Below are 18,544 nucleotides of genomic sequence, written 5' to 3'. Positions count from 1 at the left end.
TGGCGTCTGGCAATGCGCCTGCGGCTGGCGCGGCGGACTTGTTTTGACATGGCGGGAAACGCGATGGATACCCAGAAAAGACTGCACGAAAACATCTCGGCGCTGGCCGACGGCGAGTTGGCGGACAGCGAGCGCGAACTGGCCCTGGCGGCGCTGGACACGCCGGAAGGGCAAGCCGCCTGGCGCGCCTACCATCTGACCGGCGACGTGCTGCGCGACCAGGCCAAAGGCGAGCTGAGCGAAGGCTTCAGCGCCTCGCTGGCGGCGCGCCTGGCGGCCGAACCTGCCCATGTCCCCGATGCCGCACCGGCGGGCCGCGCAGCCGGCCCTCTGGCGCCCGATCCGGCCGAGTCACCGGCGGACGTCATCTTGCCTTGAAAAGCATACGCTTTTAACATCTGCGTACGCACCGTCGGGCGACTTTTCGCTTACCATACGCTAGCCTTAGCCTCGCGCGGCTCGCCCGAGGGGTACGTGCGTTCCAGAACTTTATAGAGACCGATACTTTCCATGAAAAATAATTTCTCTGTTGGTAGTAAAACTCTTTCCGCGCTGCTGGTCAGCGCAAGCGTATGGATGTCGCCGGCCGTGCTCGGCATGGCGGCTGCGACGGCCGCCGCGCCGGTCACCGGCGCCGTCATCGGCCTGCCGGACTTTGCCGACCTGGTCGACCGCGTCGGCCCGGCGGTGGTCAACATCCGCACCACCGAACGTCTCAAGCTGGGCAGCCGCGGCAACGCCGACGGCCAGCCGGGCGAAGAGGAAATGCAGGAATTCCTGCGCCGCTTCTTTGGCGGCGCCTTGCCGCAGCCGGGCAATCCCGGCGGCAAGAGCGTGCCGCGCGGCCGCCGCCAGGCGCCGTCCGACGAGCCGGTGCAGCGCGGCGTCGGTTCCGGCTTCATCCTGTCGGCCGATGGCTACGTGATGACCAACGCCCACGTGGTCGACGGCGCCGACGAGGTGTTCGTCACCTTGACCGACAAGCGCGAGTTCAAGGCCAAGGTGCTGGGCGCCGACGCCCGCACCGACGTCGCCGTGCTCAAGATCGAGGGCGACAAGCTGCCGTTCCTGCTCATGGGCGATTCGGACAAGATCCGCGTCGGCGAATGGGTGATCGCGATCGGCTCGCCGTTCAACCTGGAAAACACCGTCACCGCCGGCATCATCTCGGCCAAGCAGCGCGACACCGGCGACTACCTGGCGCTGATCCAGAGCGATGTCGCGGTCAATCCCGGCAACTCGGGCGGCCCGCTGATCAATATGCGCGGCGAGGTGATCGGCATCAACTCGCAGATCGCCACGCTGTCGGGCGGCTACAACGGCATTTCCTTCGCCGTGCCGATCGACGAGGCGATCCGCGTGTCGGAGCAGCTGAAGAAAAGCGGCAAAGTCACGCGCGGGCGCATCGGCGTGCAGATCGGCGAAGTCAGCAAGGAAGTGGCGGAATCGCTGGGCTTGAAGAGCGCGCAGGGCGCCGAAGTGTCGCTGGTGGAGCCGGGCGGTCCTGCCGACAAGGCCGGCATCAAGGCGGGCGATATCATCCTCAAGTTCAACGGCGTGCCGGTGAACCGATCGTCCGACCTGCCGCGCTTGGTGGGCGGCACGGCGCTGGCCAGCAAGGCCACCGTGACGGTATGGCGCAAGGGTCAGCAGCTGGACCTGGCGGTGACCGTGGCCGAGCTGCAGGCGGACAAGACGGCCAAGGCCGGCAAGACCGAGCCGGAGGCGGTGGTCAAGGCCAACGCGCTGGGCTTGAAGGTCAGCGACCTGACGGCCGAGCAGAAGAAGGACCTGGGCGTTGACGGCGGCGTGGTGGTGGACTCGGCCGAAGGCGTGGCCGGCCGCGCCGGCGTGCTGGAAGGCGACGTGCTGCTGCAATTGAATAACGTTGAAATCAAGGACGCCAGGCAGTTCAACGCGGCCGTGGCCAAGCTCGACGCGAAGAAGGCCTCGGTGCTGCTGGTGCGCCGCGGCGACGTCACGCAGTTCGTTTCCGTGCGTCCTAGCGCCAAGTAAGGAGTTCGCCCCGCCCGTTTCGGCGCGGCGGGGCGCCAGTCATGCATTTTACCCTCTACTCCCGCAGCTACTGCCACCTGTGCCAGGACATGCTGGACGCCCTGATGCGCCTGCAAACGCCGGAACGGCCCATCACCGTCGACGTGATCGACGTCGATGCCGACGACGCCCTGGTGGCCCGTTTCGACGAACTGGTGCCGGTGCTGTACGCCGACCTGTCCCAGCCCGAGCTGTGCCACTACTTCCTGGACGAAGCAAAAGTGCGGCAACTGCTCAAATCTGCTTAATAAATAAGCATCCTCGCGACATTTTTTGCCCCCGGACCTTAAGCAATATGCATTTCACACCGCATAAGTCGGCCTTTCCCCTCTGAAATCCGGTAAAATGCGGGGGTAGAAAAGCTTACGTTTTGCTTTTAGTGGCTGTCATCAAGGCGCTCGCCAGGGCATTACCGCCCCGCTCGGAGCGCTTTTTTCGTATTGCGCGCGGTTTCCGCGCCCCCGTCGTTTCAAACCCGTTTTTGAATATTTGTTAATGAACAACATACGCAATTTTTCCATCATCGCCCACATCGACCACGGTAAATCCACCCTGGCGGACCGTATCATTCAATTGTGCGGTGGCTTGTCCGAACGCGAGATGGAGTCGCAAGTGCTCGATTCGATGGATCTGGAGCGCGAACGCGGCATTACGATCAAAGCGCAGACCGCGGCCCTGAAATACAAGGCCCGCGACGGCCAGATCTACAACCTGAACCTGATCGACACCCCCGGCCACGTCGACTTCTCCTACGAAGTGTCGCGCTCGCTGTCAGCCTGCGAAGGCGCGCTGCTGGTGGTCGACGCTTCCCAGGGCGTGGAAGCCCAGACCGTGGCCAACTGCTACACCGCGCTCGACCTGGGCGTGGAAGTGGTGCCGGTGCTCAACAAGATCGACTTGCCGAACGCCGATCCGCCGACCGCCATCGCCGAGATCGAAGACGTGATCGGCATCGAAGCCGGCGACGCCGTCCACTGCTCGGCCAAGACCGGCCTGGGCGTGGAAGACGTGCTGGAATCGATCATCGCCAAGGTGCCGCCGCCGAAGGGCGACCCGGACGCGCCGCTGCAGGCGCTGATCGTCGACTCCTGGTACGACGCCTACGTCGGCGTGGTGATGCTGGTGCGCGTGATGAACGGCACCCTCAAGCCCAAGGACAAGATCAAGCTGATGGCCACCGACTCGCTGCAGCTGGTGGAAGACGTCGGCATCTTCGCGCCGCGCTCGGTCTCGCTGCCGCAGCTGTCGGCCGGCCAGGTGGGCTTCATCATCGCCGGCATCAAGGAATTGAAGGCCGCCAAGGTGGGCGATACCGTCACCCTGGCCAACCGTCCCGCCGCCGCGCCGCTGCCGGGCTTCAAGGAAGTGCAGCCGCAGGTGTTCGCCGGCCTGTTCCCGGTCGAAGCCAACCAGTACGACGCGCTGCGCGACTCGCTGGAAAAGCTGAAACTGAACGACGCCGCGCTGATGTACGAGCCGGAAGTGTCGCAGGCGCTGGGCTTCGGCTTCCGCTGCGGCTTCCTCGGCCTGCTGCACATGGAAATCGTCCAGGAACGCCTGGAGCGCGAATTCGACCAGGACCTGATCACCACCGCGCCGACCGTGGTGTACGAGGTGGTCATGCGCGACGACAGCATCGTCAAGGTGGACAATCCATCGAAGATGCCTGAGCCGACCAAGATCAACGAGATCCGCGAGCCTATCGTCACGGTCAATCTGTACATGCCGCAAGAATACGTCGGCTCGGTGATCACGCTGTGCATCGGCAAGCGCGGCGTGCAGATGGATATGGCCTACCACGGCCGCCAGGTCAAGCTGGTGTACGAAATGCCGATGGGCGAGATCGTGCTGGACTTCTTCGACAAGCTCAAATCGACCTCGCGCGGCTACGCCTCGATGGACTACGAGTTCAAGGAATACCGCGCCTCCGACGTGGTCAAGGTCGACATGTTGATCAACGGCGAGAAGGTCGACGCGCTGGCCATCATCGTGCACCGTTCCAACTCCGCCTATCGCGGCCGCCAGGTGGCGGCCAAGATGCGCGAACTGATCCCGCGCCAGATGTTCGACGTGGCGATCCAGGCGGCCATCGGCGTCAACGTGATCTCGCGCGAGAACGTCAAGGCCTTGCGCAAGAACGTGCTGGCCAAGTGCTACGGCGGCGACATCAGCCGTAAGAAGAAGTTGTTGGAGAAGCAAAAAGCAGGTAAAAAACGCATGAAGCAAGTGGGCTCGGTAGAGATTCCACAAGAAGCGTTCCTGGCAATCTTACAAGTGGACGACAAATGAACCTGCAAGTGATCTTAGGTAACTTTGCTTTAATCCTGTTCGTGCTGATGGTGATCACCGGTGTGATCTGGTTCCTGGATGTGTTCTACCTGGCCAAGCAGCGCCGTGCCGCCGCCGACCGCGCGCTGGCCGACTACGACGCCCGCAACGCCAAGCTGACCGCCGACGGCATCAAGCTCGACAACCAGGGCAATCGCGCCGCGATCGAGGCCGCGCTGCTGCGCCAGCCGACCTGGATCGAATACTCGGGCAGTTTCTTCCCGGTGATCGCGCTGGTGTTCTTCCTGCGCTCGTTCCTGTACGAGCCGTTCAAGATCCCGTCGTCGTCGATGGTGCCGACCCTGCTGGTGGGCGATCTGATCCTGGTGAACAAGTTCACCTACGGCATCCGCCTGCCGGTGTTGAACCAGAAGATCGTGCAGATCAACAACCCGCAGCGCGGCGATGTGATGGTGTTCAAATATCCGCTGGACATGAGCCAGGATTACATCAAGCGCGTCATTGGCGTGCCGGGTGATAAAATCACATATGAAAACAAACGCTTAACGGTGAACGGCGCGGTAGTGAAGTACACGCCGCTGGACGACTACCTCGACGACGAGCACCTGGCCTACAACAAGCAGTTCCAGGAAGACTTGACCGGCGTCAGCCACCGCATCCTCAACAACGAGGCTGCGCCTACGCTGAGCCTGGATGGCGTGAAGAAGTTCCCGTACAGCGAAAATTGCACCTACAAGTATGAAGGCTTTACCTGCGTAGTTCCGCAGGGAAATTACTTCATGATGGGCGACAACCGCGACAACAGCGCGGACAGCCGCTACTGGGGCTTTGTGCCGGACAAGAACATTGTTGGTAAAGCATTCTTCGTGTGGATGAACCTGGGTAACCTGCGCCGCATCGGCAGCATCCATTAATCATCCACGCTCGGCGGGCCACGGCGAAAGGGACTAAGATGCAATCAAGCTTGAAGCAGCAGCAGGGCGTTTCCCTGGTCGGACTGATCATCGTGCTGGCCGCGCTGGGCTTTGTCGGCGTGCTGGCGCTGAAGATCGTGCCGACCTACACCGAATACCGGGCGATCCAGAACGCCATCGTCACGGCCAAGGCCACCGGCGGTTCCGTGCTGGAGATGCAGAAGTCGTTCGACGCCAACGCCACCACCGGCTACATCAGCTCGATCACCAGCCACGATCTGCTGATCGCCAAGGAAAATGGCGAGTTCGAAATCAGCTTCGCCTACGAAAAGAAAATCCCGCTGGTTGGCCCGGCCAGCCTGTTGTTGGAATACCAGGGCACCACGTCGAAAAACGGCGTGCCTGCCCCGGCCAAGACCGATCAATAAATCAAGCAATCAGCTTAAAAAAGAACCGAACCGTATAATGAATCTTCAGTTATTGCAAAACCGCTTAGGCTATACGTTCCAGGATGCTGGCCTGTTGCAGCAAGCCTTGACGCACCGTAGCCACAGCAGTTTGCATAATGAACGACTGGAGTTCCTGGGCGATTCGATCCTGAACTGCGTGGTGGCGTCCATCCTGTACGAGCGTTTCGTGACGATCGACGAGGGCGACCTGTCGCGCCTGCGCGCCAACCTGGTCAAGCAGCAGTCGCTGTACGAGATCGCGCAAAAGCTGGAGCTGTCGCAGTTCCTGCGGCTGGGGGAAGGGGAGTTGAAGTCGGGCGGTTTCCGCCGTCCCTCGATCCTGGCCGACACGCTGGAAGCGCTGCTGGGCGCCATCTTCCTCGACGCCGGCTTCAACCCCGCGCGCGACGTGATCCGGGCCTTCTACATTCCCATCCTGGAATCGGTGGACCCGCAAACCCTGGGCAAGGACGCCAAGACCCTGCTGCAGGAATTCCTCCAAAGTAAGAAGATTTCACTTCCGCTGTACAATGTGGTTGCCACCCATGGCGCCGCGCACAGCCAGGAATTCGAAATCGAATGTCTGGTGCCCAAGCTGGGCATCCAGGTCTACGGACGCGGCGGAAGCCGCCGCGCCGGCGAACAGGCCGCCGCCAAATTGGCGCTGGAAGTGGCCGAACAAGCGTTGGTGAAGACGCCGGCCGCCGGCCGCAAGTCCAAACCGCGCGCTGCCCAGCTCAAGCTGGCCGGCATCGCCACCGTGCAGACGACCGAGGCCGGTAATGAACCGTCGCCACCGCCTGCCAAAGCAGCAAACAAGTAAAGAGAACTGAAATGAATACCGAAACGACCTCCGCCAACTTCCGTTGTGGCTATATCGCCATCGTGGGCCGCCCGAACGTGGGCAAATCGACCCTGATGAATACGCTGATTGGCGCCAAGGTCAGCATCACCTCGCGCAAGGCGCAGACCACGCGCCACCGCATCACCGGCATCCAGACCCATGACGACGCCCAGTTCATCTACGTCGACACGCCGGGTTTCCAGACCCGCCACTCGAACGCGCTGAACAAGACGCTCAACAAGACCGTCACCAACACCCTGATCTCGTCCGACCTGATCCTGTACGTGATCGAGGCGGGCACCTTCGGCCCGGCCGACCAGCAAGTGATGGACCTGCTGCCGACCGAAGTGCCGGTGATCCTGGTGATCAACAAGTCCGACCGCGTCAAGGACAAGGCGGTGCTGCTGCCGTTCGCCCAGCAGGTCGCGGCCAAGTTCAACTTCGCCGCCATCGTGCCGGTGTCGGCCAAGCTGCGCTTCCAGCTGGACGGCCTGGAAAAAGAGATCAAGCGTTTCCTGCCGGAGAACCAGCCTATCTTCGGACCGGACGACATCACCGACCGCAGCGAGAAATTCCTGGCGTCGGAAATCGTCCGCGAAAAACTGTTCCGCTTCGTCGGCGACGAACTGCCTTACACCAGCACCGTGCTGATCGAGCAGTTCGAACAGGAAGGCGACCTGCGCCGCGTGTTCGCCGCCATCCTGGTCGAGCGCGACACGCACAAGTCCATGATCATCGGTAACAAGGGCGCGCGCCTGAAGGAAGTCTCCACCCAGGCCCGCCTGGACATGGAAAAACTGTTCGGCGGCCCGGTGTACCTGGAGATCTGGGTCAAGGTCAAATCCGGCTGGGCCGACAACGAAGCGGGTCTGCGCGCCTACGGCTACGAGTAATAGCAGAAAAAGCGAGGGACGATGTCCACCACCACGCTAGAGGCCGACATCGCAGCGGCACCGCAGCAGGCCGTGCCTGAGGCGGAGCGTGAAGTGGTGCCCGCACCCGCAGCACCAGCAGCACCAACAACTCCCAAACGCCCGCGCGCACCGTCGCGCGAGCGCACCTTCGGCACCAAGGTTGCAGGCCAGCCGGCCTTCGTCCTGCACAGCTATCCCTACAAAGAAACCAGTCTCATCATCGACCTGTTCACGCGCGACTTCGGCCGCGTGGCCTTGATCGCCAAGGGCGCCAAGCGGCCGCACTCGCAACTGCGCGGCGTGCTGCAAACCTTCCAGCCGCTGTCGTCCAGCTGGGTCGGCAAATCCGAACTGCGCACGCTGACCGAGGCCGAATGGGTGGGCGGCATGCTGCCGCTGGAAAAGACCGCGCTGCTGTGCGGCTTCTACCTGAACGAGCTGCTGGTCAAGCTGCTGGCGCGCGACGACGCGCACCCGCGCCTGTTCGACCACTACGTCGCCACCTTGAACCAGCTGGCGCACAACGAACCTCCGCCCATCGTCTTGAGAAAATTCGAACGGGCCCTACTTAAGGAGACAGGTGTCGCCGCCGACCTGACCCGCTGCACCGAAACCCGCCGCGCCGTGCAGGCCGACGTGGTCTACGTGGTGGATCCGGAACGCGGCCCGCGCCCCGAGCGCGCCGCCGATCCGTGGCCGCGCGTGGCCGGCAAGACCCTGCTCGACATGGAACGCGAAGACTACCAGGACGCCGCCACCCAGGCGCAGAGCAAGCAGCTGATGCGCTTCCTGCTGGCGCACCACCTGGGCGGCGCGCCGTTGAACACGCGCCAGATCCTGATTGACTTGATGCAGTTATAACTAGATAAACGGTATAGACTAATGAGCTTCCTGCAACCATCCGGCACCATCATCGACCTCGGCGTGAACATCGACCACGTCGCCACCTTGCGCAACGCGCGCGGCACCACCTATCCGGACCCGATCCGCGCCGCGCTGCTGGCCGAGCAGGCCGGCGCCGACTGCATCACCCTGCACCTGCGCGAAGACCGCCGCCACATCAAGGATGCCGACGTGATCGCGCTGGCGCCCCAGCTGCTGACCCGCATGAACCTGGAAGCGGCCGTCACGCAGGAGATGATCGACTTCGCCTGCCGCATCAAGCCGGCCGACGTCTGCCTGGTGCCCGAGAAGCGCACCGAAGTCACCACCGAAGGCGGCCTCGATGTCGTCACCCACTTCAAGGCCGTGCAGGCCGCCGTCAAGCAGTTGCAGGCCGAAGGCATCCGCGTCAGTCTGTTCATCGACGCCGACGAAGCGCAGATGAACGCCACCGCCGAAATCGGCGCGCCGGTGATCGAGCTGCACACCGGCCGCTACGCCGACACCGAAGGCGCCGAGCAGGCCGCCGAACTGGAACGCATCCACCGCGGCGTGCTGTATGGCGTGTCGAAGGGCCTGAAGGTCAACGCCGGCCACGGCCTGCACTACACCAACGTGCAAGCCATCGCCGCGATTCCGGAAATCGCCGAGCTCAATATCGGCCACGCCATCGTCGCCCATTCGGTGTTCGTCGGCTGGGAAAACGCCGTGCGCGAGATGAAGGCCATCATGGTCTCGACCCGCCTGGGACGGGCCAAGTGATCTACGGCATAGGTACCGACATCTGCAAGATCCCGCGCATCGAGGCGGCGCTGGCGCGCAACGGCGACCGTTTCGCCGCCAAGATCCTCGGTCCGCAGGAGATGGAAAAGTACCTGGCGCGCAAGACCAAGAACGCGGCGCGCGGCATCCGTTTCGTCGCCACCCGCTTCGCCGCCAAGGAAGCCTTCTCCAAGGCCATCGGCCTGGGCATGCGCATGCCGATGACCTGGCCGGCCGCGCAGATGCTCAACGCGCCCAGCGGCAAGCCGATGATCGTCTGCAGCGGGGTGCTGAAGGAATTCATGGAAAAGCATAAGCTGTCGGTACAGGTGACGGTCAGCGACGAGGAAGAATACGCCGTCGCCTTCGTCATCGTTGAACAAGCGCAGTGAGAAAACGCAGTGAGAAAATAGTATGACTGAACTGGAAGCCGCGCCCGATCCGCGCGAACAGGTGCTGGCCACCGTCGCCAAGCTGCCCAACCTGCCGGGCGTGTACCGCTATTTCGACGCCGACGACAAGGTGCTCTACGTCGGCAAGGCGCGCGACCTGAAGAAGCGCGTCTCCAGCTACTTCCAGAAAAACCTTAGCAGCCCGCGCATCGCCATGATGGTCGAACGCATCGCGCGGCTGGAGACCACCGTCACCCACAGCGAAGCCGAAGCGCTGATCCTTGAGAATAACCTGATCAAGGCCCTCAGCCCGCGCTTCAACATCCTGTTCCGCGACGATAAATCCTATCCTTACCTGAAGATCACCGGCGGCGACGCGCCGCGCATGGTCTATTACCGCGGCGCGGTGGACAAGAAGAACCAGTATTTCGGCCCGTTCCCCAGCTCGTGGGCGGTCAAGGAATCGATGCAGATCCTGCAGAAGGTATTCCTGATCCGCACCTGCGAAGACAGCGTGTATTCCAACCGCACCCGCCCATGCCTGCTGCACCAGATCGGCCGCTGCAGCGGGCCGTGCGTGGACCTGATCAGCAAGGAAGACTACAAGGCCGACGTCGAAAACGCCGCGCGCTTCCTGCGCGGCCGCCAGAGCGAAGTGATGGCCGACCTGGAAAAGAAGATGCACGCCTACGCCGGCGAGCTCAAATTCGAGCTGGCCGCCGGGGTGCGCAACCAGATCCAGTCGCTGTCGCGCGTGCTGCACCAGCAAAGCATGGAAACCACCGGCGACGCCGACGTCGACATCATCGCCGTGCTGGTGCAGGGCGGGCGCGCCTGCGTCAACCTGGCGATGGTGCGCGGCGGCCGCCACCTGGGCGACCGCGCCTACTTCCCCCACCATATCGGCGACGCCGCCGCGATCGCGGAAGAGCCGATCGAGCTTGAGGTGCTGGCCGCCTTCCTGGTCCAGCACTACACCGAGAAGTTCATCCCCGGCACGCTGATCCTGAACATCGAATTCGACCACCCGGCGCTGATGCAGGCCTTGCAGGAGCAGTGCGGCCACCGCATTCACCTGATCTTCCAGCCGCAGGACCAGCGCCGCAAATGGCTGGAGCTGGCGCAGAAGGGCGCCGAGATCTCGCTGGCGCGGCTGCTGTCGGAGCAGGGCTCGCAGCAGTCGCGCACGCGCGCGCTGGTCGAGGCGTTGCAGCTGGAGCCGGAAGACATCGACGCGCTGCGCGTGGAATGCTTCGACATCTCGCACACGCAGGGCGAGGCCACGCAGGCCTCGTGCGTGGTGTTCCATCACCACCAGATGCAGAACGGCGAATACCGCCGCTACAACATCAACGACATCACCCCCGGCGACGATTACGCGGCGATGCGCCAGGTGCTGATGCGCCGCTACGAAAAGGTCGCCAACGGCGACGGCGTGATGCCGGACGTGGTGCTGATCGACGGCGGCAAGGGCCAGATCGAAATGGCGCGCCAGGTGTTCGCCGAGCTGGGGCTGGACATCAGCCTGATCGTCGGCGTCGCCAAGGGGGAAGGGCGGCGCGTCGGCCTGGAGACGCTGATGTTTGTCGATGGCCGGGCCGCGCAGGAGCTGGGCAAGGAATCGGCGGCGCTGATGCTGGTGGCGCAGATCCGCGACGAGGCGCACCGCTTCGCCATCACCGGCATGCGCGCCAAGCGCGCCAAGACGCGCCAGACCTCGCGCCTGGAGGAGATCGAAGGCATAGGCGCCAAGCGCCGCCAGCGCCTGCTGGCGCGCTTTGGCGGCCTGCGCGGCGTGGTCGACGCCAGCATCGAGGACCTGAAGCAGGTCGAGGGCATCTCGAGTGCGCTGGCCGAGGAAATCTACCGCCAGCTCCATTAAGGCGTGCACAACAACAGTGCGCTGGTTTAATGTGCGGCGGCAAGGTAGACTAGCGGCGCATTAACAATTTTCACGGCCGCACTAATTTTCGAGCTTATGCCCTTCAATATACCGATACTGTTGACCTGGTTGCGCGTTGCGCTGATTCCGCTGGTGGTAGGCGTCTACTATCTGCCCACCACCGTGCTGCCCGTGGCGGATCAGAACCTGGCGGCCACGCTGGTGTTCATCGTCGCCGCCGTCACCGACTGGTTCGACGGTTTCCTGGCGCGCCGCTGGAACCAGACCTCGGCCTTCGGCGCCTTCCTCGACCCGGTCGCGGACAAGCTGATGGTGGCGGGCGCCTTGCTGGTGCTGGTGCAGCTGGACCGCGCCAACGCCGTGCTGTCGTTCGTCATCATCGGCCGCGAGATCGCCATTTCGGCGCTGCGCGAATGGATGGCTCAAATCGGCGCCTCCAAATCGGTGGCGGTCAGCTCGCTGGGCAAGATCAAGACCACCGCGCAGATGATGGCCATTCCACTGCTGCTGTTCCATGACGTGCTGTGGGGCGCCATCGACACCCAGTTCTGGGGCTCGCGCCTGCTGGAAGTGGCGGCCGTGCTGACGGTGTGGTCGATGTTCTACTACCTGCGCCTGGCCTGGCCGCTGATCAAGGAAAAAGCGGGCACGCTGAGCTAGTAACAAAATGCTATGATCTGCTGAGGTTCACCACACCAGATCAGGAGCACTGCCATGGCGTTCTGGAGATTCCTGGCCGCTTGCGCGGCAACCGCAATCTGCCTGGCAGCGCAGGCGCAGCAACAACCTTTCGTCTGCCGCACGCAGGAAGCAGGCCTGGGCCAGCCCAGCGTCGACAACCAGGACGGCATCGGTCACCCCGTGGTCGATGAAAGCAGCGGCGCCATCGTCGGCTACAGCCGCAATTGCAGCATCGCCACGCGGGTCCAGTACTTCTACCTTGCCGGCAGCCGCTTCAAGCCTTTCGATCCCGCCACCGGCTACACCGCACCGCCACCCGACCTCACGACCATACAGCGCAACGGCGCGGCCGTGCCCTTCGTGGTGCGGGTGGAAGTCGGCACCATCAACCGTTTCGTGTACACCATCGCCATGCTGGCGCCGGCGGCCTGGAACCGCAAGCTGGTGTACTGGCTGGGCGGCGGTGTCGGCATCGGCCATCATCAAGGCTTGCCGCTGTGGTTCAAGCCCGGAGGCTTGAGCGGCAACGAGCGCCAGTTGATGGTCCCCATGCTGGAGCAGGGCTACGCCATCGTCAGCTCGTCCGGCAATGAGGCCGGCGTCCATTACAACATGCGCCTGGCCGGGCAGACCGCCATGCTGACCAAGGCCCGCTTTGTCGAAGCCTATGGCGCGCCGCTGTTCACCATCGGCCTGGGTGGCTCGGGTGGGGCGGTGCAGCAGTACCTGTTCGCGCAAAACCATCCTGGCCTGCTCGATGGCGGCATTGCGCTCCAGTCCTATCCGGACATGATCACGCAGACCATCCCGATCTCGGATTGCCCGCTACTGAGCCAGTACTTCAAGGACGAGGTGGCGCTCGATCCCTCGTCGCCGTGGGCCAGGTGGACCAATCAGATCGCGATCGAAGGCATGAACGCCAGCGACAGCGCGCGCCATGCCTGGACCGGCGGCGCCGGATCGACCGAGTGCATCAACGGCTGGAAGATGGCAATCGTGACGGTGCTGAACCCACGCTACAAGGATGACCGCTACGACCTCGCGGCGGCCTTCTACCGCTATCCCGCCGGCGCCTTCGACCATGTCAAATGGACGCACTGGAACGACCTGGCGGATATCTACGGCACCGACAAGCAAGGCTATGCGCCCATCTCCATCGACAACGAGGGCGTGCAGTATGGCCTGAAGGCGCTGGAGCGGGGCAGTATAGGCATCGATGAATTCCTGCGCCTGAACGCCTGCGTGGGCGGCTGGAAGGAGCAGGCCGACTTCGTGGACTGGCAGGCCAAGGACGACCCCTACGACAGCCGCAACATGCTGCGCAGCGCCACCTGCCGCGATCCGCAGGGCGCACCGTCGCCGCGCCGCAGCGGCAGCGTGGAGGCGATGCGCAAGGCCTACAGCGCGGGCCAGGTGTTCACCGGTCAGCGCCTCGGCATCCCGATGATCGATCTGCGGCCCTATCTGGAGCCGGAGCTGAACATGCACAACGCGCGCCAGGCCTTCTCGGTGCGGGCCCGCCTGCTGGACGCCAACCGCGCCGAGGCCGGGCGCCAGGTGATCTGGTTCACCCGCTCCGAGGCCGACATGCGGGACAGGGTGCTGCAAGCCTTGTCGGTCATGGACCGGGTCCTGAGCGGAGGCCCGGCGCCGGCCGAATTCACCGACCGCTGCATCGATGCCGGCGGCGCCGTCATCGCCGCCGGCCCCTCTGTCTGGGGCGGCATCCTGGACGCCAGGCCGGCGGGCGCCTGCACCAAGGCCTTTCCGCTGTTTTCCAGCCCACGCATGGTGGCGGGGGAGTCCATCAGGGGCGACGTCTTCAAGTGCGCGCTGAAGCCGGTCGCGCAAGCGCTGCGGGATGGCAGCTATCCCGCCGGCGCGGCTTGGACGGCGCAACAACAGGCCTGGCTGCAGCGGATATTCCCGCACGGCGTCTGCGATTACAGCCAGCCGGACCAGGGCCGGCCGTCGCCTTTGAAGCGGAACCGATAAGATTGGCATCAAGGCCATTGACAGATGCCATGGATCATCTATAATGCTGGCCTGTTGTTGATGACAGCGACGCGGGAGTAGCTCAGTTGGTAGAGCGCAACCTTGCCAAGGTTGAGGTCGAGAGTTCGAGACTCTTCTCCCGCTCCAAGTTATCAAGAACTAAGTAGCACTGGCAATAATGACCGCTAGCTGCTATGATGTTGGACTCCAAATGCGGGAGTAGCTCAGTTGGTAGAGCGCAACCTTGCCAAGGTTGAGGTCGAGAGTTCGAGACTCTTCTCCCGCTCCAGTTTCTTTGAAACTGGTTGGCGCAGTAAAAATCAGTAGCTCCAATGCGGGAGTAGCTCAGTTGGTAGAGCGCAACCTTGCCAAGGTTGAGGTCGAGAGTTCGAGACTCTTCTCCCGCTCCAGAATTCCGGATCGCAGCGCGTAACCCCGCTGTGCGTCTTAGTAAATAGTTTCCTCTGGCGAGGTAGCAAAGCGGTTATGCAGCGGCCTGCAAAGCCGTCTAGGTCGGTTCGACTCCGATCCTCGCCTCCAGACAATTTGAACTCCAAGCGGGAGTAGCTCAGTTGGTAGAGCGCAACCTTGCCAAGGTTGAGGTCGAGAGTTCGAGACTCTTCTCCCGCTCCAGTATGTAGAAGGGCAGCCGATGTGGCTGCCCTTTTTGCATTGCAAGAACGGTGGCAGCATTCACTGGTTGCGCTGTCCACCTGATCAGTTTGCAGCTTGCGCCTGACGTGTAACGAGCGGAGCATTTTCGGTTGAATAGCGGACCGTAAGGGACTCTCCATCTTGATAGGCGACGGGTAGCTGACCTTGCGTCCTGTTTGCTGTCTCGAGCATCAGTCGTGATACGAGAGGGGTGTGACATAACCGTTTCGAATGCAAACGGCAGTCGTCCGGCGATTGCTTCGGCGCGCGCCGCCATCGCTGCGCGTTGGGCAGCCTCGTCGCGGGCATTTTGATCCGGAAATTCACCCTTCAGGTCTTTGGCCACCTGGTCCGGATTGATGAAATGCTCTGGCAATGGCACCACGCCGCGCATGGTTGCGAGGCCGGTTAGCTTAAGTTCGTCTATTAATGATGTTTTGCCAGAACCATTCGGACCAGCGAACATTACGACCAGAGGGCGAAGGTCATGGCAAAAAACGCGACCAAAGCCGCGTTTTCAGAAAGTAGGTGGTTATTTTTGGCCAGCCAGTCTTCGACTAGCGTAGCTCGCCACGTCAAAATTAGTGGCTTTGTTCACGTCACGCTTCGGCGTCAATTCAGCGCGCCGTTTGATCTGGGCAAGCGTGTGTTCCATGTTGCCAACGATGGCCTTGTCCCATTGCTTCACCGTCGCACCTAGAAATGGTGCATTTCCCTGTAACGTAGTGGGGGAACGGAACCGATCAGCAGAGCCGGGCGTCTTGAGTTTCATGAAATTTCTCCTACTGAGATGTTTTCATTATAGACCAAAGCTGATAGAAGGCCCCGGGCTTGATCGGTTCGACTCCGATCCTCGCCTTCAGAAAATGGAACGCCACGCGCGGGATAGTTCCCGTTGACATGGAACGGGCCATGTAGATGCACTGAATCAGATCATCGCGATAGGATAGCAGTATGGCGTCACCACATTTAGTGCACAATGACGCCGTCCCCGCTCATTCCCGCGATTCATGACCTCTCCGCATCCAGACTCCGAAGCCGTCGCCGACACCGATCCTCTCGTCTATCGCACCCTGCTGGAATTGACCCGCGCCATCCCCTGGCGTATCGACTGGGCCAGCATGCGCTTCACCTACATCGGTCCGCAGATCGAAGAGCTGCTGGGCTGGAAACAGTCGAGCTGGCTGTCGGTGAACGACTGGGCCGACCGTATCCACGAAGAAGACCGCCAGAAGACGGTCGATTTCTGTGTCGCCCAGTCGCAACAGGGCGTGGACCACGAAGCGGACTACCGCGCGCTCACGCGCGATGGCGACCAGGTCTGGATCCGCGACGTGGTGCACGTGGTGCGGCATGCCGATGGCAGCGTCGATGCGTTGGTCGGATTCATGTTCGATATCACCGAGCGCAAGCAGGCAGAAGACAAGATCCTGCAACTGCAGCGCGAGCTGGAAGTGCTGTCCTACCGCGACAGCCTGACCGGCGTGGCCAACCGCCGCATGTTCGACACCCTGTATCCGGTCGAATGGGCCAAGGCGCGCGCCACCGGCGAGCCGCTGTCGCTGCTCGTCATCGACATCGATTACTTCAAGCAGTACAACGACCACTACGGCCATGTGCAGGGCGATGAGTGCCTGCGCCGCGTGGCCCAGGCGTTGGACAGCTGCGCCTCCCGCACGCGCGACCTGTGCGCGCGCTTCGGCGGCGAGGAATTTGTGCTGCTGCTGCCGGCCACCGACGAGGACGCCGCCCGCAACGTGGCCGAGCGCTGCCGCAAACTGCTGCTGCACAAGGAAATCCCGCACGCCCGCTCGGGCGTCGGCCGCGCGGTCACCGTCAGCATGGGCGTCGGCACCATCGTGCCCGGCGCCCATGACGACCGCAACGTCTTCCTGGACCGGGTCGACCGCCGCCTCTACCAGGCCAAGTCCGCCGGGCGCGACCGGATCTGCGACACCGAGACTTGATCAATTCCCGTTTTTACACTCCACACGAAAGTACAAGATGAAACAACTGCTGTCCACCTGCGTTATCGGCCTCACCCTGACCTTGGCCCTGGCCGGCTGCGAGCGCGCCAAGGCGCCGCAAACTGCGGCGGCCGACGCCACCCCTTTGCAAAAGATCGACACGGTGGTCGGCACCGGCAAGGAAGCATTGGCCGGCGTGACCGCCGTGGTCAACTACACGGGCTGGCTGTACGTCCAGGGTGCGCCAGCGCAGCACGGCGCCCAGTTCGATTCCTCCATCGGGCGCGAGCCGTTCAGCTTCCCGCTGGGCGCCGGCCGCGTCATCCCGGGCTGGGATGAGGGTGTCAAGGGCATGAAGGTCGGCGGCAAGCGCACGCTGATCGTGCCGGCCGCCATGGGCTATGGCGAAAACGGCGCCGGCCCGATCCCGCCGAACGCTACCCTGATCTTCGACGTCGAACTGCTGGACGTGCGCTGAGTTGTCCCTCAGGCGAAATACGGCGTCCAGCCTTTCTCAGCGCGCAACAGCGCTTCCAGGTAATAGTAATCGCCCCACAGGGTCGCCTCATCCACTCCCGCCTCCGCTAGCCGGTGATATACGCCGTGCCGCAGCAAGCCGTCGCAAGCGGGGCGGGCGCCCGCGCAGTGGGTGATGAGGGCGTGAAGCAGGCGCTGGCCTTGCTGCGCGTAGTGCTGCCGGCGCGGACAGCCGGGCGCCAGTTGCGCCGCAATCTCCTGCAGGCCGCAGACGGCGATGGCGACGGCTGAGCTGTCGCGCGGCTCGCCGCTGTCGTGCGCCAGGCTGAGGTCCCACAGCGCGATGCCGTCGGGAGGTAAATGCGCGAGGAAGTAATCGGCCGCCTGGATTGCCGTGTGCAGCAATCCCAGTTCCGGCAGTTGGCGATGGTTGAGAGCAAAGCCGTAGATGGCCCAGGCCTGGCCGCGGGCCCAGCACGATTGGTCCGACAGCCCCTGGTGGGTCGAGATGCGCAGCGCCGTGCCATCAACCGGATTGAGGTGCACGGTATGGTAGGTGGCGCCGTCAGGCCGGACCAGATGCTGGCGCATGCGTTCCAGGTGGCTGGCGGCGGCGTGGTGGAACCCGGCGCGGCCGGTGGTCCGTGCCGCCCAATGCAGCAGCGGCAGGTTCATGGCGCCGTCGATGATCACGCGGCCGCGTTGTTGCGGATCGTCCGGGGTACCCCACGACTGGATGACGCCGGCACCTGGCAGGAAGCGCTGCAGCAGCAACTCGGCGGCCTCGATGGCACACTTGCGGGCGCCGGGCACGGCGGCCAGCACGCCGGCCGGAATGCAGGTCAGCTGGTACAGGAAGCCGATGTCATGGTTGCCCAGATCGTCACGATGCGCCAGGCGCCGCATGAAGCTGGTCGTTTGCACGGTGGCGGCATGCCGGTAGCGGGCCTCGCCGGTGGCGGCGTATGCCAGCCACAGCTGGCCGGTCCAGAAGCCGGTGGTCCAGCCCACATTGGCGCCGACGGCATGGCCGTCGAGCTGGCGCGGCCGGTAGTGCTGGCCCTCCGTGGTGTCGCCGGGGAAGGACGCCGCGAAGTCGGGCAGCAGGGCGTCGATCTGGCGCAGCGCCTGCGTCAGTGCGGTGGCCTGGCCGGCGGTGGATGTGGTCATGCGGGGGTGGAAATGTAAGTCATGAGGTTAACGTTACCATAAACGGATAGGCAATTCAAGCATTTAGCCATCCAGTGCAGCGGCCGGCCCCCGTGAGGATGAAAATTTCTGGGGCGGTCTGGATTTTTATGTGGTATCGTTAACTTATTCGATGCCGGCACACCTGCCGGACCCATTTGTTCCTTTAACCTTGGAT

18 protein-coding genes and 5 tRNA genes are annotated in these 18,544 nt (G+C 63.1%); 21 read left to right on the top strand and 2 right to left on the bottom strand.

All coding sequences use genetic code 11. The annotated features are described in order from the left end of the window. Positions 1-63 precede the first annotated feature (63 nt). From AC07OK_RS01485 to AC07OK_RS01395, 19 genes are all read left to right on the top strand, one after another. Positions 64-378, top strand: coding sequence for a sigma-E factor negative regulatory protein (locus AC07OK_RS01485; RefSeq protein ID WP_494688638.1), 315 nt, complete (start codon positions 64-66; stop codon positions 376-378). A gap of 198 nt (positions 379-576) precedes the next feature. Next, positions 577-2,016: a Do family serine endopeptidase gene (locus tag AC07OK_RS01480; protein ID WP_494689019.1), complete on the top strand. Its 1,440-nt coding sequence runs from the start codon at positions 577-579 to the stop codon at positions 2,014-2,016. A 41-nt stretch (positions 2,017-2,057) separates the two neighbouring features. Beyond that, entirely contained in the window at positions 2,058-2,303 is a 246-nt protein-coding gene (locus tag AC07OK_RS01475) for a glutaredoxin family protein (protein ID WP_217945911.1), read from the top strand. 247 nt (positions 2,304-2,550) lie between these two features. Further along, entirely contained in the window at positions 2,551-4,344 is a 1,794-nt protein-coding gene (gene lepA / locus AC07OK_RS01470) for a translation elongation factor 4 (protein ID WP_494688637.1), read from the top strand. Continuing rightward, positions 4,341-5,258 carry a signal peptidase I gene (lepB, locus tag AC07OK_RS01465; RefSeq protein ID WP_494688636.1) on the top strand — a complete coding sequence of 306 codons (918 nt, stop codon included), beginning with the start codon at positions 4,341-4,343 and terminating at the stop codon, positions 5,256-5,258. Before lepA ends, lepB begins: the two co-directional genes overlap by 4 nt. 38 nt (positions 5,259-5,296) lie before the next feature. Beyond that, positions 5,297-5,686 carry a DUF4845 domain-containing protein gene (locus tag AC07OK_RS01460; protein ID WP_494688635.1) on the top strand — a complete coding sequence of 130 codons (390 nt, stop codon included), beginning with the start codon at positions 5,297-5,299 and terminating at the stop codon, positions 5,684-5,686. A gap of 106 nt (positions 5,687-5,792) precedes the next feature. After that, a complete protein-coding gene (gene rnc, locus AC07OK_RS01455; protein ID WP_494688634.1) occupies positions 5,793-6,530 on the top strand; it encodes a ribonuclease III in 738 nt (245 codons plus the stop codon). An 11-nt stretch (positions 6,531-6,541) separates the two neighbouring features. Further along, positions 6,542-7,444: a GTPase Era gene (gene era / locus AC07OK_RS01450; RefSeq protein WP_116988253.1), complete on the top strand. Its 903-nt coding sequence runs from the start codon at positions 6,542-6,544 to the stop codon at positions 7,442-7,444. 21 nt (positions 7,445-7,465) lie between these two features. Further along, entirely contained in the window at positions 7,466-8,326 is an 861-nt protein-coding gene (recO, locus tag AC07OK_RS01445) for a DNA repair protein RecO (protein WP_494688633.1), read from the top strand. A gap of 21 nt (positions 8,327-8,347) precedes the next feature. Next, the gene (gene pdxJ / locus AC07OK_RS01440) at positions 8,348-9,109 is read left to right on the top strand and encodes a pyridoxine 5'-phosphate synthase (RefSeq protein WP_494688632.1); all 762 of its coding nucleotides are present in this window, start codon (positions 8,348-8,350) and stop codon (positions 9,107-9,109) included. After that, on the top strand, positions 9,106-9,501 hold the full coding sequence (acpS, locus tag AC07OK_RS01435) for a holo-ACP synthase (protein ID WP_494688631.1): 396 nt from the start codon (positions 9,106-9,108) through the stop codon (positions 9,499-9,501). Before pdxJ ends, acpS begins: the two co-directional genes overlap by 4 nt. Before the next feature lie 22 nt (positions 9,502-9,523). Beyond that, on the top strand, positions 9,524-11,383 hold the full coding sequence (uvrC, locus tag AC07OK_RS01430) for an excinuclease ABC subunit UvrC (RefSeq protein WP_494688630.1): 1,860 nt from the start codon (positions 9,524-9,526) through the stop codon (positions 11,381-11,383). A 96-nt stretch (positions 11,384-11,479) separates the two neighbouring features. Continuing rightward, the gene (pgsA, locus tag AC07OK_RS01425) at positions 11,480-12,064 is read left to right on the top strand and encodes a CDP-diacylglycerol--glycerol-3-phosphate 3-phosphatidyltransferase (RefSeq protein ID WP_494688629.1); all 585 of its coding nucleotides are present in this window, start codon (positions 11,480-11,482) and stop codon (positions 12,062-12,064) included. A 54-nt stretch (positions 12,065-12,118) separates the two neighbouring features. Then, complete coding sequence (locus AC07OK_RS01420; protein WP_494688628.1) at positions 12,119-14,080, top strand: DUF6351 family protein; 1,962 nt, start codon at positions 12,119-12,121, stop codon at positions 14,078-14,080. Between the two features lie 71 nt (positions 14,081-14,151). Beyond that, a tRNA-Gly gene (locus tag AC07OK_RS01415) sits at positions 14,152-14,227 on the top strand. A gap of 66 nt (positions 14,228-14,293) precedes the next feature. Beyond that, positions 14,294-14,369 (top strand) — tRNA-Gly (locus tag AC07OK_RS01410). A 45-nt stretch (positions 14,370-14,414) separates the two neighbouring features. Then, a tRNA-Gly gene (locus tag AC07OK_RS01405) sits at positions 14,415-14,490 on the top strand. A 56-nt stretch (positions 14,491-14,546) separates the two neighbouring features. Further along, positions 14,547-14,620: transfer RNA gene (locus AC07OK_RS01400), tRNA-Cys, on the top strand. Positions 14,621-14,637: 17 nt separating this feature from the next. Next, positions 14,638-14,713: transfer RNA gene (locus tag AC07OK_RS01395), tRNA-Gly, on the top strand. Positions 14,714-15,266: 553 nt separating this feature from the next. Here AC07OK_RS01395 and AC07OK_RS01390 read toward each other — a convergent pair. After that, on the bottom strand, positions 15,267-15,506 hold the full coding sequence (locus AC07OK_RS01390) for a hypothetical protein (RefSeq protein ID WP_494688627.1): 240 nt from the start codon (positions 15,504-15,506) through the stop codon (positions 15,267-15,269). Between the two features lie 238 nt (positions 15,507-15,744). Here AC07OK_RS01390 and AC07OK_RS01385 point away from each other — a divergent pair, with 238 nt between their 5' ends. Next, positions 15,745-16,701 (top strand): sensor domain-containing diguanylate cyclase, encoded by a 957-nt coding sequence (locus AC07OK_RS01385; protein WP_494688626.1) that lies wholly within the window; start codon positions 15,745-15,747, stop codon positions 16,699-16,701. Positions 16,702-16,738: 37 nt separating this feature from the next. Beyond that, positions 16,739-17,179: an FKBP-type peptidyl-prolyl cis-trans isomerase gene (locus AC07OK_RS01380; protein WP_494688625.1), complete on the top strand. Its 441-nt coding sequence runs from the start codon at positions 16,739-16,741 to the stop codon at positions 17,177-17,179. Between the two features lie 8 nt (positions 17,180-17,187). Here AC07OK_RS01380 and AC07OK_RS01375 read toward each other — a convergent pair whose 3' ends face one another. Beyond that, positions 17,188-18,348: a glycoside hydrolase family 88 protein gene (locus tag AC07OK_RS01375; RefSeq protein ID WP_494688624.1), complete on the bottom strand. Its 1,161-nt coding sequence runs from the start codon at positions 18,346-18,348 to the stop codon at positions 17,188-17,190. Positions 18,349-18,544: the final 196 nt, after the last annotated feature.

Source organism: Duganella sp. GW821-FHT07G03, assembly GCF_059418605.1.
The sequence above is the reverse complement of the archived record's forward strand: the minus strand, read 5'-3'. Positions and strand labels throughout refer to the sequence as shown.

Coding starts and splice junctions, on each gene's coding strand:
- pgsA (WP_494688629.1), top strand. CDS start 11,480: ATGCCCTTCAATATACCGATACTGTTGACCTGGTTGCGCGTTGCGCTG.
- AC07OK_RS01460 (WP_494688635.1), top strand. CDS start 5,297: ATGCAATCAAGCTTGAAGCAGCAGCAGGGCGTTTCCCTGGTCGGACTG.
- AC07OK_RS01375 (WP_494688624.1), bottom strand. CDS start 18,348: ATGACCACATCCACCGCCGGCCAGGCCACCGCACTGACGCAGGCGCTG.
- AC07OK_RS01485 (WP_494688638.1), top strand. CDS start 64: ATGGATACCCAGAAAAGACTGCACGAAAACATCTCGGCGCTGGCCGAC.
- AC07OK_RS01420 (WP_494688628.1), top strand. CDS start 12,119: ATGGCGTTCTGGAGATTCCTGGCCGCTTGCGCGGCAACCGCAATCTGC.
- lepA (WP_494688637.1), top strand. CDS start 2,551: ATGAACAACATACGCAATTTTTCCATCATCGCCCACATCGACCACGGT.
- AC07OK_RS01480 (WP_494689019.1), top strand. CDS start 577: ATGTCGCCGGCCGTGCTCGGCATGGCGGCTGCGACGGCCGCCGCGCCG.
- recO (WP_494688633.1), top strand. CDS start 7,466: ATGTCCACCACCACGCTAGAGGCCGACATCGCAGCGGCACCGCAGCAG.
- AC07OK_RS01380 (WP_494688625.1), top strand. CDS start 16,739: ATGAAACAACTGCTGTCCACCTGCGTTATCGGCCTCACCCTGACCTTG.
- pdxJ (WP_494688632.1), top strand. CDS start 8,348: ATGAGCTTCCTGCAACCATCCGGCACCATCATCGACCTCGGCGTGAAC.
- era (WP_116988253.1), top strand. CDS start 6,542: ATGAATACCGAAACGACCTCCGCCAACTTCCGTTGTGGCTATATCGCC.
- lepB (WP_494688636.1), top strand. CDS start 4,341: ATGAACCTGCAAGTGATCTTAGGTAACTTTGCTTTAATCCTGTTCGTG.
- AC07OK_RS01390 (WP_494688627.1), bottom strand. CDS start 15,506: ATGAAACTCAAGACGCCCGGCTCTGCTGATCGGTTCCGTTCCCCCACT.
- AC07OK_RS01475 (WP_217945911.1), top strand. CDS start 2,058: ATGCATTTTACCCTCTACTCCCGCAGCTACTGCCACCTGTGCCAGGAC.
- AC07OK_RS01385 (WP_494688626.1), top strand. CDS start 15,745: ATGACCTCTCCGCATCCAGACTCCGAAGCCGTCGCCGACACCGATCCT.
- uvrC (WP_494688630.1), top strand. CDS start 9,524: ATGACTGAACTGGAAGCCGCGCCCGATCCGCGCGAACAGGTGCTGGCC.